The 13,401-nt window shown below is 72.1% G+C and carries 14 protein-coding genes; 5 read left to right on the forward strand and 9 right to left on the reverse strand.

Going from position 1 to position 13,401, the window contains the following annotated elements; all coding sequences use genetic code 11:
• Positions 1 to 76: 76 nt before the first annotated feature.
• Together QI633_RS21775 and QI633_RS21780 are read right to left on the reverse strand one after the other, a co-directional pair.
• Positions 77 to 937: an SDR family oxidoreductase gene (locus QI633_RS21775; RefSeq protein WP_282427054.1), complete on the reverse strand. Its 861-nt coding sequence runs from the start codon at positions 935 to 937 to the stop codon at positions 77 to 79.
• Positions 938 to 1,018: 81 nt separating this feature from the next.
• Complete coding sequence (locus QI633_RS21780; RefSeq protein WP_282427055.1) at positions 1,019 to 1,669, reverse strand: PAS and ANTAR domain-containing protein; 651 nt, start codon at positions 1,667 to 1,669, stop codon at positions 1,019 to 1,021.
• Positions 1,670 to 1,950: 281 nt separating this feature from the next.
• Between QI633_RS21780 and QI633_RS21785 the strand changes: the two genes are divergently transcribed.
• From QI633_RS21785 to QI633_RS21795, 3 genes are read left to right on the forward strand one after another with little or no spacing between them, the layout of a single operon-like run.
• Positions 1,951 to 2,979: an iron-containing redox enzyme family protein gene (locus QI633_RS21785; protein ID WP_141797446.1), complete on the forward strand. Its 1,029-nt coding sequence runs from the start codon at positions 1,951 to 1,953 to the stop codon at positions 2,977 to 2,979.
• Between the two features lie 7 nt (positions 2,980 to 2,986).
• Positions 2,987 to 3,187, forward strand: a complete 201-nt coding sequence (locus QI633_RS21790) for a CDGSH iron-sulfur domain-containing protein (protein ID WP_141797445.1) — start codon at positions 2,987 to 2,989, stop codon at positions 3,185 to 3,187.
• A complete protein-coding gene (locus QI633_RS21795; RefSeq protein WP_282427056.1) occupies positions 3,184 to 4,365 on the forward strand; it encodes an alcohol dehydrogenase catalytic domain-containing protein in 1,182 nt (393 codons plus the stop codon). Before QI633_RS21790 ends, QI633_RS21795 begins: the two co-directional genes overlap by 4 nt.
• A gap of 89 nt (positions 4,366 to 4,454) precedes the next feature.
• Here the strand turns inward: QI633_RS21795 and QI633_RS21800 are convergent, their stop codons facing one another.
• On the reverse strand, positions 4,455 to 5,549 hold the full coding sequence (locus QI633_RS21800; RefSeq protein WP_282427057.1) for a sigma-70 family RNA polymerase sigma factor: 1,095 nt from the start codon (positions 5,547 to 5,549) through the stop codon (positions 4,455 to 4,457).
• On the opposite strand from QI633_RS21800, the gene QI633_RS21805 reads away from it, so the two are divergent.
• Together QI633_RS21805 and QI633_RS21810 are read left to right on the forward strand one after the other, a co-directional pair.
• Positions 5,515 to 5,874, forward strand: a complete 360-nt coding sequence (locus tag QI633_RS21805; RefSeq protein WP_282427058.1) for a hypothetical protein — start codon at positions 5,515 to 5,517, stop codon at positions 5,872 to 5,874. The genes QI633_RS21800 and QI633_RS21805 overlap by 35 nt on opposite strands.
• A gap of 124 nt (positions 5,875 to 5,998) precedes the next feature.
• Entirely contained in the window at positions 5,999 to 6,715 is a 717-nt protein-coding gene (locus QI633_RS21810; RefSeq protein WP_174245186.1) for a response regulator transcription factor, read from the forward strand.
• Positions 6,716 to 6,791: 76 nt separating this feature from the next.
• Here QI633_RS21810 and QI633_RS21815 read toward each other — a convergent pair whose 3' ends face one another.
• The 6 genes from QI633_RS21815 to QI633_RS21840 all read right to left on the reverse strand — a co-directional run bounded on the left by QI633_RS21815 (position 6,792) and on the right by QI633_RS21840 (position 13,394).
• Positions 6,792 to 9,044, reverse strand: a complete 2,253-nt coding sequence (locus QI633_RS21815) for a methyl-accepting chemotaxis protein (RefSeq protein ID WP_222117761.1) — start codon at positions 9,042 to 9,044, stop codon at positions 6,792 to 6,794.
• A complete protein-coding gene (locus tag QI633_RS21820) occupies positions 9,041 to 9,517 on the reverse strand; it encodes a chemotaxis protein CheW (RefSeq protein ID WP_141797442.1) in 477 nt (158 codons plus the stop codon). Before QI633_RS21820 ends, QI633_RS21815 begins: the two co-directional genes overlap by 4 nt.
• Positions 9,514 to 11,721 carry a chemotaxis protein CheA gene (locus QI633_RS21825; protein WP_282427059.1) on the reverse strand — a complete coding sequence of 736 codons (2,208 nt, stop codon included), beginning with the start codon at positions 11,719 to 11,721 and terminating at the stop codon, positions 9,514 to 9,516. Before QI633_RS21825 ends, QI633_RS21820 begins: the two co-directional genes overlap by 4 nt.
• Before the next feature lie 109 nt (positions 11,722 to 11,830).
• On the reverse strand, positions 11,831 to 12,076 hold the full coding sequence (locus QI633_RS21830) for a carbon storage regulator (RefSeq protein ID WP_141797440.1): 246 nt from the start codon (positions 12,074 to 12,076) through the stop codon (positions 11,831 to 11,833).
• 29 nt (positions 12,077 to 12,105) lie between these two features.
• Positions 12,106 to 12,495, reverse strand: coding sequence for a flagellar assembly protein FliW (locus QI633_RS21835; protein WP_260805795.1), 390 nt, complete (start codon positions 12,493 to 12,495; stop codon positions 12,106 to 12,108).
• 8 nt (positions 12,496 to 12,503) lie between these two features.
• The gene (locus QI633_RS21840) at positions 12,504 to 13,394 is read right to left on the reverse strand and encodes a flagellin (RefSeq protein ID WP_222117760.1); all 891 of its coding nucleotides are present in this window, start codon (positions 13,392 to 13,394) and stop codon (positions 12,504 to 12,506) included.
• Between the last annotated feature and the right edge of the window lie 7 nt (positions 13,395 to 13,401).

Here is a 13,401-nt window from a genome sequence, read left to right on the forward strand (position 1 = left end):
GCCCTTCGAGACGTGCGCGCGATGTCGTGGGTCCCGCGGTCGGTTCTCCATGGCCGGGAGGTACCCGGGAGCGGGGTCAGAACACGGGTTTTCCGCCGGTGACCCCGAGCACCGTGCCGGAGACGTACGACGCGTCGGCGGGCGAGGCGAGGAAGACGAACGCGGGTGCCACCTCGGCCGGCTGGCCGGCCCGTCCGAGCGGGGTGTCGGTGCCGAAGTGCTCGACCTTCTCCGGCTCCTGGGTGGCCGGCTGCAGCGGGGTCCAGATCGGTCCGGGCGCGACCGCGTTGACCCGCACGCCGTCGCCGCCGAGCGAGGCGGCGAGGTTGACGGTGAGGTTGTTGATCGCGGCCTTGGTGGCGGCATAGTCGAGCAGCGTCTCGGAGGGCTCGAAGGCCTGGATCGAGGCGTTGTTGACGATGCAGCCGGGGCGCTTGCGCAGGTGCGGAGCGGCGGCCCGGACCAGCCACATCAGCGCGTACAGGTTGGTCTTGAAGGTGCGGTCGATCCGGTCGTCGCTCAGGTCGTCGACGGCGTGGTCGCGCGCCATCTGGTAGCCGGCGTTGTTGACCAGCACGTCGAGGCCGCCGAGCTCGTCAGCGGTGCGTCGTACCGCCTCGTCACAGGCGTCGCTGGTGCGCAGGTCGAGCGCCATCGGCAGCACCCGGCGCCCCGCCTCGGTCACCAGCGCGGAGGTCGCGTCGGCGTCGGGCTGCTCCTCGGGCAGGTAGGTGAACGCGACGTCGGCACCCTCACGGGCGTAGGCGATCGCCACGGCGCGGCCGATCCCGGAGTCGCCTCCGGTGATCAGGGCGACCTGGCCCTCGAGTCGGCCGTGGCCGACGTACGACCGCTCGCCGTGATCGGGCTCCGGGGTCATCTCCCCCGTGAGTCCCGGGGGCGTCTGCTGCTGGGCGGGAAAGGCCTTCTCGGTCATCTTCGGCCGTTACCCGGGTTGACCGCGCAGAGTCGGGTACGGCGAGGTCTGCATCGACGAGGACCGAAGCAGTGACCGGACTCAGTCGGGCTGGTTTCCCCGAGCCGCCCGGCTGGCGGTGAGGTCGTCGAGCAGTGCGTCCAGCAACCGGCGCAGCCCCGGGTGGCTGACATGCCCCTCCCGAGCCACCTGGATCAGGCGCTCGGCGACCTCCCGCACCTTCACGTTGCGATTGCGCGACCACCACTTGAGCATCGCGAATGCCGCCTCCGCGTCGAGGCCGTAGCCCAGCATGAGGATGCCCTTGGCCTGCTCGATGGTGTCGCGCGAGGCCGCCGACGCGGCCACCGCGGCGTCGGCCGCGGCCGCGGTCTCGGCCTCGAGCTCGGGAGTCAGGTCGACGTAGTAGCCGACGAGGCGATCGGCCTTGCCGCTGGTCCGCCCGCCGTCGTACTGGCCCTCGCCGCACAGGACGACGTTGCGGATCTCGCCGGCGACCACGATCCGGTAGTAGACGTTGAAGGGCGCTCCGTCGCCGATCGCCTCCTCGAGCGTCCGCTCCACGAGTTGGCGGTCCTGCTCGTGCTTGTGTCGCATGACCAGCTCGGTGGTCGGCTCGACCTCACCCGGCCGGTAGCCATGGATCGCGAAGACGTCCTCGTCCCACTCCCACGTCCCGTCGACCACGTGGAACACGAAGCGGCCGGTCTGTCGCGCGCCGTCCGTGGGCACCAGCCCGTCCAGCGGCGCCGGTTCACCTCCCGCGACTCCTCGACCCATCTCACCCTCCGTGGCGTGCGACTCGGTGACCGCGTATGCGGTCCGACGGCCGGGGTACCCCGCAACCACCCGGAGGAGGTCGGCATGGGACGACAGACCGTCTGCGATGAGAACTATCCCGAACGTCGTGCGTCGCGCACAACAGGGGGTCACCTCCTGGCGCTGCTCGCGGTCCGACGGGTCGCGCTACGCCTGATCCTGGGCGAGCTGTGGGAGGGAAGGACGAGGACCGGATGAGGCTGCCCGAGCCCTGTGGCCCCCTCAGCGAGGGCGTGGTCGAGACCTTGCGGGCCCGACCACACGGCCCGCACGCCGTGCCGGAGCCGCGGGCGATGGGAGACGTCACCTACCCGCTGACCGACCGCGACCTCCAGCTCGCGCTGTGGGTGCTCTACGAGCTCCACTACCGCGGGTTCGACGACGTCGACGACCCGCACGCAGAGTGGGACCCGCTGCTCATGGTCAGCCGGGCCGCGCTCGAGCGCACCTTCGAGCACGCCGTCCGGCAGCTGGTGGACCAGACCCCCGACGACGCGCCGGCGCTCGAGGACCTCGGCGACACCCCTGCCGAGCAGGTCACCGCCGCCCTGGTCCGGATGACCGCGCGCTCGGGTCCCTCGGACGTGGCCCAGTTCCTGCACCGCCGGGCCACCCGTGAGGAGTTCTGCTCCTACCTCTCCGAGCGGGCCGTCTACCACCTGCGCGAGTCCGACCCGCAGAGCTTCGTGCTGCCGCGGATCGGCGGCGCCGCGAAGGTGGCCCTCGCCGAGCTGCAGTACGACGAGTACGGCGGCGGCCGCCCCGACCGGCTGCACCAGGCGCTGTTCGCCCGCGCCCTGGCCTCGCTGGACCTGCCGACCGACCTGGCGCCGTACGTCGAGCAGGCCTCGGGCGCGACCCTCGCCTCGGTCAACCTGATGTCGCTGTTCGCCCTCAACCGCCGCCTGCGCGGCGCGGCGATGGGCCACCTCGCGGCGTTCGAGGCGACCAGCTCGCTGCCGTGCGAGCGGATCCTGCGCGGGGCCCGGCGACTGCGGCTGCCCGAGGCCGTGGCCGACTACTACGACGAGCACGTCGAGGCGGACGCCGTGCACGAGCAGCTCGCGATCCGCGGGATCTGCGCGGCTCTCGTCGACGACGAACCCGCGCTGGCGCCCGACGTGGTGTTCGGCGCGACCGCCTGCCTGGCCGTCGACGGCCTGGCCGGCGAGGTGCTGCTCGACGCCTGGCGAACCAGCCGCGAGGACCGGGCCGCGGGGTGATGCGGCGATGAGCAGCCGACGAGTCGTCGTCACCGACTGCCCGGGCGGCCCGCTCCTGGTGCGCGGCGCCGACGAGGTGGTCGGGATGGACGGTACGGCGGCCCCGGCCGAGCGGGCGGTCGTGGCGGTGTGCCGCTGCGGCCGGTCCGACCGGATGCCGTGGTGCGACGACAGCCACCGCGACCGACGGAGGAACAAGAAGTCATGAGGGCCGTGACCTGGCAGGGCAAGGGCCGGATGAGCGTCGAGGACGTCCCGGACCCGCACATCCAGGACGCCGACGACATCGTCATCCGGGTCACGTCCAGCGGGCTGTGCGGCTCGGACCTGCACCTGTACGAGCCGCTCGCGCCGTTCATGGAGGTCGGCGACGTCGTGGGCCACGAGCCGATCGGCGTGGTCGAGGAGGTGGGCCGCGAGGTGTCGTCGCTGCGGCCGGGCGACCGGGTCGTCGTACCGTTCAACGTCAGCTGCGGCCGGTGCTGGATGTGCGCCCGCGGGCTGCACAGCCAGTGCGAGACGACCCAGAACGTCGAGCAGGGCACCGGAGCGAGCCTGTTCGGCTACAGCAAGCTGTACGGGCAGGTGCCCGGGGCGCAGGCGGAGTACCTGCGGGTCCCGTTCGCCGACCGGCTGCCGATCAAGGTTCCCGACGGCCCGCCCGACGACCGCTTCGTGTTCCTCTCCGACGTGCTGCCGACCGCGTGGCAGGCGGTGGAGTACGCCGCGCTGCAGCCCGGTGACACCCTGCTCGTGCTCGGCGCCGGGCCGATCGGTGACATGTGCACGCGGATCGCGCTGATGCGCGGCATCCGGGTCCTCGTCCTCGACCCCGTGCCGGAGCGGCTGCAGCGGGTCTCGGCGTACGGCGCGGAGGCGCTGGTCACCGAGAACCACGTCGACGCCATCACCACCGTCCTCGAGCTGACCCGGGGCCGTGGGGCGGACGCGGTGATCGACGCCGTCGGCATGGAGGCGCACGGCTCGCCGATGGCCGAGTCGGTGTCGAAGCTGGTCGGACTGCTACCGGACCGGATGGCGCAGCCGCTGATGCGCACCGCTGGTGTGGACCGCCTGGCCGCGCTGCACCTGGCGATCCAGGCGGTCCGGCGCGGCGGCACCGTGTCGGTGGTGGGGGTCTACGGCGGTCCGATGGACCCGATGCCCCTCATGGAGATGTTCGACAAGCAGGTGCAGCTGCGGATGGGCCAGGCGAACGTACGACGCTGGAGCGACGAGATCCTGAGCCTGCTGCTGGACGGGACCGACCACCTCGGCGTGGAGTCGTTCGCGACCCACCACCTTCCGCTCGAGGAGGCGCCGTCGGCGTACCGCGACTTCCGCGAGAAGAACGACGGCATGGTGAAGGTGCTCTTCCGGCCCTGACCCGACCCGAACGCGACCGCACCCCATGCGATCCGGTCGTGGAATGCGTGATTCCGGGACCAGTTCGCATGGGGCGCGGTGAGCTCGGCTCAGGCGGCGTGCGGCCTCGGGTCCACGCCGACCGAGCGGCGCAGGTCGGTGAAGATCCGCTGCAGCAGCCGCGAGACCTGCACCTGGGTCACGCCGAGCTCGTCGGCGATCTCCTGCTGGGTGCGCTGCTCGTAGAACCGCATCTGCAGGATCCGGCGGTCACGGGCCTTGAGCTGGCGACAGGCCGGGCCGAGCACGGCCACGGCCTCGCTGTGCTCGAAGCCGGGGTCGACGGTCGGGAGCAGCTCGCCGAGCGGGCTACCGGTCGCCGCGACCGGCTCGTCGAGCGAGGTGGCGTGGGCCAGGTCGCCGCACGACAGCGCCTCCTCGACCTCGGCGACCGGGCAGTCGAGCTCGGTGGCCAGCTCGAGCGGCGTCGGCGGCCGGCCGAGGTGCTGGGCCAGGTCCTCCTGCGCGGCGACCACCCGAGGGCGGATCTCCTGGAGCCGGCGCGGGGGCCGGACCACCCAGGCGGCGGAGCGGAAGTGCCGCTTGAGCTCGCCCAGGATGCTGGGCACGGCGAAGACCAGCAGGTCGTCGCCGCGCGCCGGGTCGAAGGACTGCACCGCGCGGGTCAGCGCGAGGCACGCGACCTGCTCGAGCTCGTCGGACGACTGGCCCCGGTTGCGGTAGCGAGCGGCGAGCGTGCGTGCCACGGGGATGTTGAGGACGATGACCTCTTGCAAGAGATCGTCCCGCTCCCCTGGCGGACACTCCCGGGCCTTCGCCAGCAGCTCTGCGGTTCGCGCCTTGCGCTCGGCGGAGCTGACCTGGCCGATGGATGAAGCGGTGGAACGGTGGGGGATGGTGGGAATCGATGCGATGGACACTTGGTACTCCCGAACTTCGAGAGCGGTGTGGCGGTGGGCTTGGCCACATGTCTGATGCGTCGCTACCCAACCTAGCGCGTTCCCATACGGGTCACCACCCCGCCGGGCTATCCGGCATAGCCCGAACGGATCATCCACGAGAGGACCTGCCCCGCCGTAACGGTGCGGCCCGTGCGGTGTTGGACAGGTGTGAGGGCGCAGCCGGCGCCCCGTCCCGTCGGAGGTCGCGGTGGAGCAGATCGTGGTGGCGCTCAGCCCCTTCACCCGTCGTAGCCGCTCGTTCGCGGTCAGCCACGTGGACGCCGGTCTGGCGCGTGGCCTCGAGCCCGGCGAGCACCTGGTCGTCCACGACCCGGTGGCCGACGAGCACTTCACCGCGGTCGTCGCCGACATCGCGTTCGAGCTCGCCGACACGTCGTACCGCCTCGAGATCGGCACCCGGATCACCGCCGCCGAGGCGGCCGAGTGCCTCGAGCCGCCGGTCGCGGACGACCGGCTCACCACCCAGGACATCGTCGCGCTGCTCGCCGAGCTGCGGCGCAGCGAGCGCGACGTGACGGCCGCGCTGGCCGACCTGCGCGCCCGGTGAGGGTCCGCTGATCCCACGTTCGCCCGAGACGGACTAGTCCTTCTGGGCCACGCCGACAGATCCTCCGGTCGGACCTGTCCCGAAGGGATCGCCCTTCGGCGCGTCACGTCGGAGAATCTTTACCGTGCCTGCCGAGAATCCGATCCGCGTCTACATCGTCGACGACCACGAGGTCGTACGCCGTGGTGTGGCGAGCCTGCTCGAGACCGACCCCGAGCTCGAGGTGGTCGGCCAGTCCGGCAGTGCCACGGTCGCGCTGCGCGAGATCCTCCAGCTGCGCCCCGACATCGCCGTCCTCGACGCCAACCTGTCGGACGGCACCGGGGTCGACATCTGCCGTGAGATGCGCTCGGTCGACCCGAACATCAAGGCCCTGATCCTGACGACCTACGACGACCCCGACGCGATCTCCGCGGCGATCCTGGCCGGCGCGTCCGGCTACGTGCTGAAGAAGATCGAGGGCAACTCGCTCCTCAACGGCATCAAGCTCGTCGCCGGCGGCCACTCGCTGATCGACCCGGCTGTCGCCAACCGCGTCGTCGAGCAGATGGAGATGCAGCGCAAGTCGCTCGACGTCATCTGCGAGCTCACCCCGCAGCAGCGCAAGATCTTCTTCCTCATCGCCGAGGGCATGACCAACCGGCAGATCGCGGAGAAGCTGTACCTGGCCGAGAAGACGGTCAAGAACCACGTCACCGGCCTGCTCGCCCGCCTCGGGCTCCAGCACCGCACCCAGGCCGCGCTGCTCGCCGTACGCCTGCGCGGGGCCGAGGGCTCGGCGCCCGCCGCCGCTCCTTCCCTGGGCTCGGTGCCGCCGGCCGCGGACCGCCGCGTCGGCTGAGCCGCCTGCTCGACGTACGAGACCCCCGCCCCAGGTGTCACCGGGGCGGGGGTCTTGTGCGCGCGGAGGCCTGGGCTCAGAGCTGGAAGCGACCCACCATGTCCCGCAGCTCGGAGGCGACGCCGGTGAGCTCGGTGGCCGAGGTGAGCGTGTTCTGCGCGCCCTCGCGGGTGTCGGCGGCCGCGGTGGCGACCTGGGTGACGTCCTCGGCGATGCCGTTGGCACCGGCGGCGGCCTCGGTGACCGAGCGGGCGATCTCGTTGGTGGTGGCGGTCTGCTCCTCCACCGCGGAGGCGATCGTCGACTGGATGTCGTTGATCCGGGCGATGACGTCGGCGATCCGGCTGATCGCGGAGACGGCTCCCTGGGTGTCGCTCTGGATGGCCTCGATCTTCTGGCCGATCTCCTCGGTGGCCTTGGCGGTCTCCTTGGCCAGCTCCTTGACCTCGTTGGCGACCACCGCGAAGCCCTTGCCGGCGTCGCCGGCGCGGGCCGCCTCGATGGTGGCGTTGAGGGCGAGCAGGTTGGTCTGCTGGGCGATCGAGGTGATCACCTTGATGACCTGGCCGATCTCGGCGGACGACTCCCCCAGCGAGGCGACGGTGCCCTGGGCCTCGGAGGCGACGGTGACGGCGTCGGTGGCGACGGTCGCGGCCTCGGTGGCGTTCTTGGCGATCTCACGGATGGACGCGGTCATCTCCTCGGCCGCGGTGGCGACGGTCTGGATCGACGCGGACACCTGGACCGACGCGCTCGACGCGGAGGCCGCCCGGTCGGAGGTCATCGAGGCGCCCTCGCCCATGCCCTCGGCGAGCGAGGTCAGCTGGGTCGCGGCCGCACCGAGGGTCTCGGCGGCGCCGCTGATGTTGCCCATGCTGGAGCGCAGGGTGCTCATCAGCGCGCGCAGGCCGTCGGCGACCTGGCCGACGGCGTCGTCGCCCTCGATGTCGAGCTCGCGGGTCAGGTCGCCGGTGGCCGCCGCGGAGACGACATCGAGGATCTGGGCGACCTTGCCGGCCAGTACGGCGGCCGCCTCGCGCTCCGCGACCTCGCGGTCGAGCCGGGCGATGGTCTGCGAGACCAGCCGGCCCACGTTGCGCAGGGCGTCGAGACGCTGGGCGCTCGGATGGAGGGTCTCGGTCGCGAAGAAGTCCATGGTGCCGACGACCTCGCCGTCGACGACGATCGGGAAGCAGACGCCGGACTTCACGCCGACCCGCTGCGCGACGGGCGCCCGCACGCAGTCGGTCATCTCCCCGATGTCCTGGGTGAAGTAGAGGTCGCGCTGCGCCCAGGCCCGGCCGGACAGGCCGACGCCCTCCGCGAACGACGCCTGCAGGGTCACCTGGCGGAACTCCGGGCCGGCGTCGCCGGACTCGCGGTCGAACTTCAGCAGCCGGTCCGCCGGGTCGACCCTCCAGTAGGAGCCGTAGGCCCAGCCGAACTCGTTGCGCACCGTGTCGAGCGCGACCTGGACGGCCGCGTTGACGTCGGCCGCCGAGCCGAGTCCGGAGAGGATCTTGTTGACGGCCGAGGTGTCGGCGGCCGCCTCGGCGCTCTCGCGCTCGACCCGCAGGCGGTCGGTGATCACCTCCCAGGTGGCCATCGCGCCGACGTACTCACCGCTCGCGTCGGTGATCGCGCTGACCAGCAGGTCCAGCGTCTGGTCGCCGACCTGGATGTCGGCACGGCGCGGCAGGTGATCGACGCTCGCCAGCAGGCCGCGCTGGTAGGCGGGGTTCTTGTGGAAGATGTCGAGGCTGGAGCCGACGACCTCGTCGGCCTTGACGGGCAGCACGCCCTCGAGGCTGCGCAGGGTGGTCAGCGAGGCCGGGTTCATGTACTGGATGACGAAGTCGCGGTCCGCGAACATCATGTTCGTCGGGCTGTTCTCCATCATCGAGCTGGCGATCGCCATCTGCTGCTCGACCCGCAGCCGGTCGGTGACGTTCTCGAACGTGACCAGCGCGCCGACGTACGCGCCGCCGGCGTCGTGGATCGCGGTGAAGGACGCGTCGTGCGTGGAGAACTCGCTGGTGACCCGGTCGGTCAGCGGCAGGTGCTCGGCGGTCGCGGTGAGCCGGGTGCCGAGCTCGGGGTGCACGTAGATCACCTCGAAGGAGACGCCGACCAAGGTGTCGGGGTCGACCTCGGGGATGTCCGGGCCACCGGCGGCCAGCTCGGCGCGGGCCTGGCGGTTGACGTAGCGGACCTTGTAGTCGGGGTCCACGACGAACGCGCCGGTCTCGAGCGCGTCGTACAGCGCGAAGTCGACGGGGGTCGCGGCGGGGCGGGTGCCGTTCACCGGCGGGTCCAGGGTCTCGGTCATGGGGTTCCTCCGGTGGTGTCGGGCGTGGCGGCGACGTCGACCGCACGGTCGGCGTCGAGGACGAGCAGGATCGATTCGGGCAGGGGACGGACGCCGCGGACGACGTCCTGGACGGTGCGCGGCATGGTCGACGGCACCGGGTGCGGGTCGACGCCGGCGGTGTCGATCACGTCGCCGATGTCGTCGACGAGGAGGCTGACCACCTCGCCGCGGCTGCGGACGATGACGTTCATGGGCAGCTCGTCGCCCTCCCGGTCGGGCAGCCCGAGCCGCACCCGCAGGTCGACGGCAGTGACGATCTGGCCGCGCAGGTTGATCAGGCCGGTGACGGCGCGATCGGCCCGCGGGACCGGCGTCATCGGCTGGCGCCGGAGCACCTCCTGCACCTCGTCGACGGCGACGCCGAAGAACAGGCCGGCGACCCAGAAGGTGCAGTACTGCTCGGCGGTGCGCAGGGTGGTGGTCGTGGTCATGCCGGTACCCCCGTTCGGGCGACGACGGCCTCGAGGTCGACCAGGTCGGTGACCCGGTCCTGCACGACGGCGCTGCCCGTGACGCCGGTACGACGACCGACCTCGCTCGCGCTGACCGCCACCTCGACGACGTCGAGGACCTTGTCGATGACGATGCCGACGGCGCCCGCGGCGTCCCCGGTCTCGTGGACGACCACACTGATCTGGTCGCCCTGGTCGCTGGTGTCGGGCAGCCCGATCGCGGAGGCCAGCCGCACGAGCGGCAGGATCCCGTCGCGGTACTGGACCACCTCGGCCGCACCGCTGCGCTCCACCCGGTCGCGGCCGAACTCCTCGAGCCGGGCGACCGCGGCCAGCGGCAGCGCGGCGCGACGGCCGTCGGCGACCTCGAGCACCAGCAGCGCGGTCCGGTCGTCGGCGCCGAGCGCGCGGCCGTCCGTCGCGTCGTGCTGGGTGGCGCCGACGCCCACGGTGCCGGCGATCCCGGCGACGTCGAGGATGAGGGCCACCCGGCCGTCGCCCATGATCGTCGCGCCGGCGTACATGGTCAGCGCCTTGAGCTGGCGCCCGATCGGCTTGACCACGATCTCCTGGGTGTCGTGCACCTCGGAGACGCACAGGCCGAAGCGGACCTCGTCGGACTGGAGGACGACCACCGTGAGCGCGTCGTCCCCGGGTGCCGTGCCGCCGAGGGTCTCGGCGAGGGACACCAGGGGCAGCAGCTTGCCGCGCAGCCGCAGCACGGGAGCGCCGGCGAGGTCCTCGACCTGGCGGCGCAGGTCGTCGCCCTCGATGCGCACGAGCTCGACCAGGTTGGCCTGCGGGATGGCGTACCGCTCGCCGCCCTCCCCCACCACGAGCGCCGGGATGATGGCCAGGGTGAGCGGGATCCGGACCCGGGTCGTCGTACCGCGCCCGGGCTCGGAGGAGACGTCGACACTGCCGCCGATCCGCTCGATGTTGGTGCGCACGACGTCCATGCCGACACCGCGGCCGGAGATGTTGGAGACCGCGGCGGCGGTGGAGAAGCCCGGCCGGAAGATCAGGCCGAGCACGTCGCGGGCATCCATCCGGGCCAGCTGGTCGCGGGTCACGACGCCGCGCTCGACGGCGACCGCGCCGATGGTCGCGGGGTCGATGCCCTTGCCGTCGTCGGCGATCTCGACGACGACCTGGCCGGACTCGTGGTAGGCCCGCAGCGTCAGCGTGCCCTTCGCGTCCTTGCCGGCGGCACGTCGTACGTCGGGCGGCTCGATGCCGTGGTCGAGAGAGTTGCGGACCAGGTGGGTCAGCGGGTCCTTGACCGCCTCGAGGAGGCTGCGGTCCAGCTCGGTCTCGTGCCCCTCCATGACGAGCTCGACCTCGCGGCCGAGCTGGTGGGACAGGTCGCGCACGACCCGCGGCATCTTCGACCAGACCTGGCCGATCGGCTGCATGCGGGTCTTCATGATCGACTCCTGCAGCTCGCTGGCCACCAGGTCCAGCCGCTGGCTGGCGCGGACCAGCTCGGCGTCGGCGGAGCCGAGGCTGCGCTGCAGCAGCTGGTTGCGGGTGAGCACCAGCTCGCCCACCAGGTCGACCAGGTCGTCGAGGAGGTCGACGTCGACGCGGACCGTCGCGTCCACCGCCACCCGGCGCTCCACGCCGTCCCAGGGCTCTTCGGCGACCGGCTCGACCACCGGCTCGACGACCGGCTCGACGGCGACCGGCTCGACGACGACCGGCTCGACGACCGGCTCGACGACGACCGCCTCGACAGCCTGCCCGGTGACCGGCTCGACGACCGGCTCGACAGCCGGCTCGGTGTCCGGCTCGGCCGCCAGCAGTCCCTCGATGACCGCCACGACGGGGTCGACGTCGACCGCCGGGTCGGTGTCGCGCCCCGTGCGCTCGATCCCCTCGAGCAGCGCGCGGACGGTGTCGACCATCGAGAGCAGTCCCTCGGCGATCGGAGGCGTCATCACGACCTCCCCGTCGCGCAGCCGCGACAGCAGGGTCTCCCCGACGTGGGTCAGCTGCTCCAGCCGGTTGAAGGCGAGGAAGCCGCTGGTCCCCTTGATGGTGTGGATCGTGCGGAAGATGCTCGACAGCCGCTCCCGCGAGTCGGGCTGCTGCTCGAGCTCGACCAGGTCCCGGTCGAGCTGGTCCAGGTTCTCGTGGGACTCCACGAGGAACTCGGCGATGATCTCGGCGTCGTCGTCCATCCGCGCCTCCCTTCAGGCTCGTCCACCCATCGGCCCTCGGCAGGGCCGGGTGAGGCGAGTCAAGAGAGTTGGGACCTAGTCCCGGAGCGCGGGGGGAGGGACTCCGCGATCAGCTGCGCGAGCGGAGGGCCTGGCTGAGGGAGGCGACGGCGTCCTCGGGCGGCGAGGCGGCGTCGGCGTTGGCGTCGGCGAGCTCGGCGAGGAGCTCGGCGCGGTGGACGGCCACCGAGCGGGGCGCGTCGATGCCGATGCGTACGACGTCGCCGCGGACCTCGAGGACGGTGACCGTGACGGCCTCGGGCGAGCCGCCGCCGATGACGACGCTTTCGCCGATGCGACGCGAGAGAACCAGCACGTGGTGAGGCTATCGCGTCCGGCGGCGCGTCATGCGACCAACGGTGCGGCGAGGGGCAGGTCGGCGTCGTCGAGGATCACCTGGCTGGCGCGGCGGGTGGCCGGGTTGACCACGAGCGGGGCGCGCAGGTTGACCGTGGTGTCGGCGAGGGTCGCGCCGGCGCGGACGACGAGCAGCACGAGCACGTCGGCGGCCGACGACTCGTCGATGCCGAGCTCGGTCGCGGTGTCGTCGTCGAGGTCGAGCGCGTAGTCCGGGTAGAACGGCGCCGGCGGGACGACCACGAACTGCAGGTCCTGGCTGTCGAGGGAGCGGAAGCCGTGGAGCACGCCGTCGTCGTCGAGGCGGACCAGGGCGAACCGGGCGTCGTCGGGGAACCCGGGCATCGGGTGGGCGAGCTCGATGACGGGAAGGTCCATGCGCTCGATCATCGCAGGAAGTCCAGCAGGCTGGGCTGCATGACGCGCGAGGTCGCGGCGAGGGCCGCCTGGTAGGCGACCTCCTGCATCTTCAGGTGCACGGTCGTGTCGGCGAGGTCGGCGTTCTCGATCGAGCTGAGGTTGTTCGCCAGCGACATCTTGGCGTCGTCGGCGGCCTGCGCCGACTGCTCGATGCGCTGGTACCGGGTGCCGGCCGCGGCGCGGACGCCGGTGACGGTGTTCTCCCGCGTGCGGAGCACGTCGATCGAGGCGGTGATGCCCGCCGTGTCGCCCGAGCGCAGCGCGGTGGCGAGGGCGTCGAGCTCGGCGAAGACCGAAGCGGCGCCGTCGCCGAAGACGGTGCGGCCGTCGACGTCGACCTGGACGACCACGTCGTCGGCGACGCGTCGGTTGACCGCGCCGGCGACGCCGACCCAGCTGCCCGTGCTGTCGTAGGCCTGGCCGCCGGCGGTGACGCCGCCGAAGACCGGCCGCTCGAGGTACGACGCGTTGGCCTGGCCGAGCAGCTGCTCGCGGACCCCGTCGATCTCGATCGCCAGTGCGTCGCGGGCCTGCTGCCCCATCGCACCGGTGTTGGCGCCCTGCAGCGCGAGGTCCCGCGCCCGGCGTACCGAGGTCGTGACCGCGTCGAGCGTGCTGTCGACCTGGGTCAGCCAGCCGAGGCCGTCCTGGGCGTTGCGGGCGTACTGGCCCTGGTCGGAGACCGAGGTCCGGATCCGCATCGCGGCGGTGGTGCCGGTCGGGTTGTCGGAGGGCCGGTTGATGACCCGCCCGGTCGAGAGCTGCTCCTGCAGCGACGCCATGTGGCCGAGGTTGCGCTGCAGGTTCGCCAGCGAGCCCTCGGTGAGCATCCGCTGGGTCACGCGTCCGATCGTCATGTGGCTG

Source organism: Nocardioides sp. QY071, assembly GCF_029961765.1.
Taxonomy (GTDB): Bacteria; Actinomycetota; Actinomycetes; order Propionibacteriales; family Nocardioidaceae; genus Nocardioides.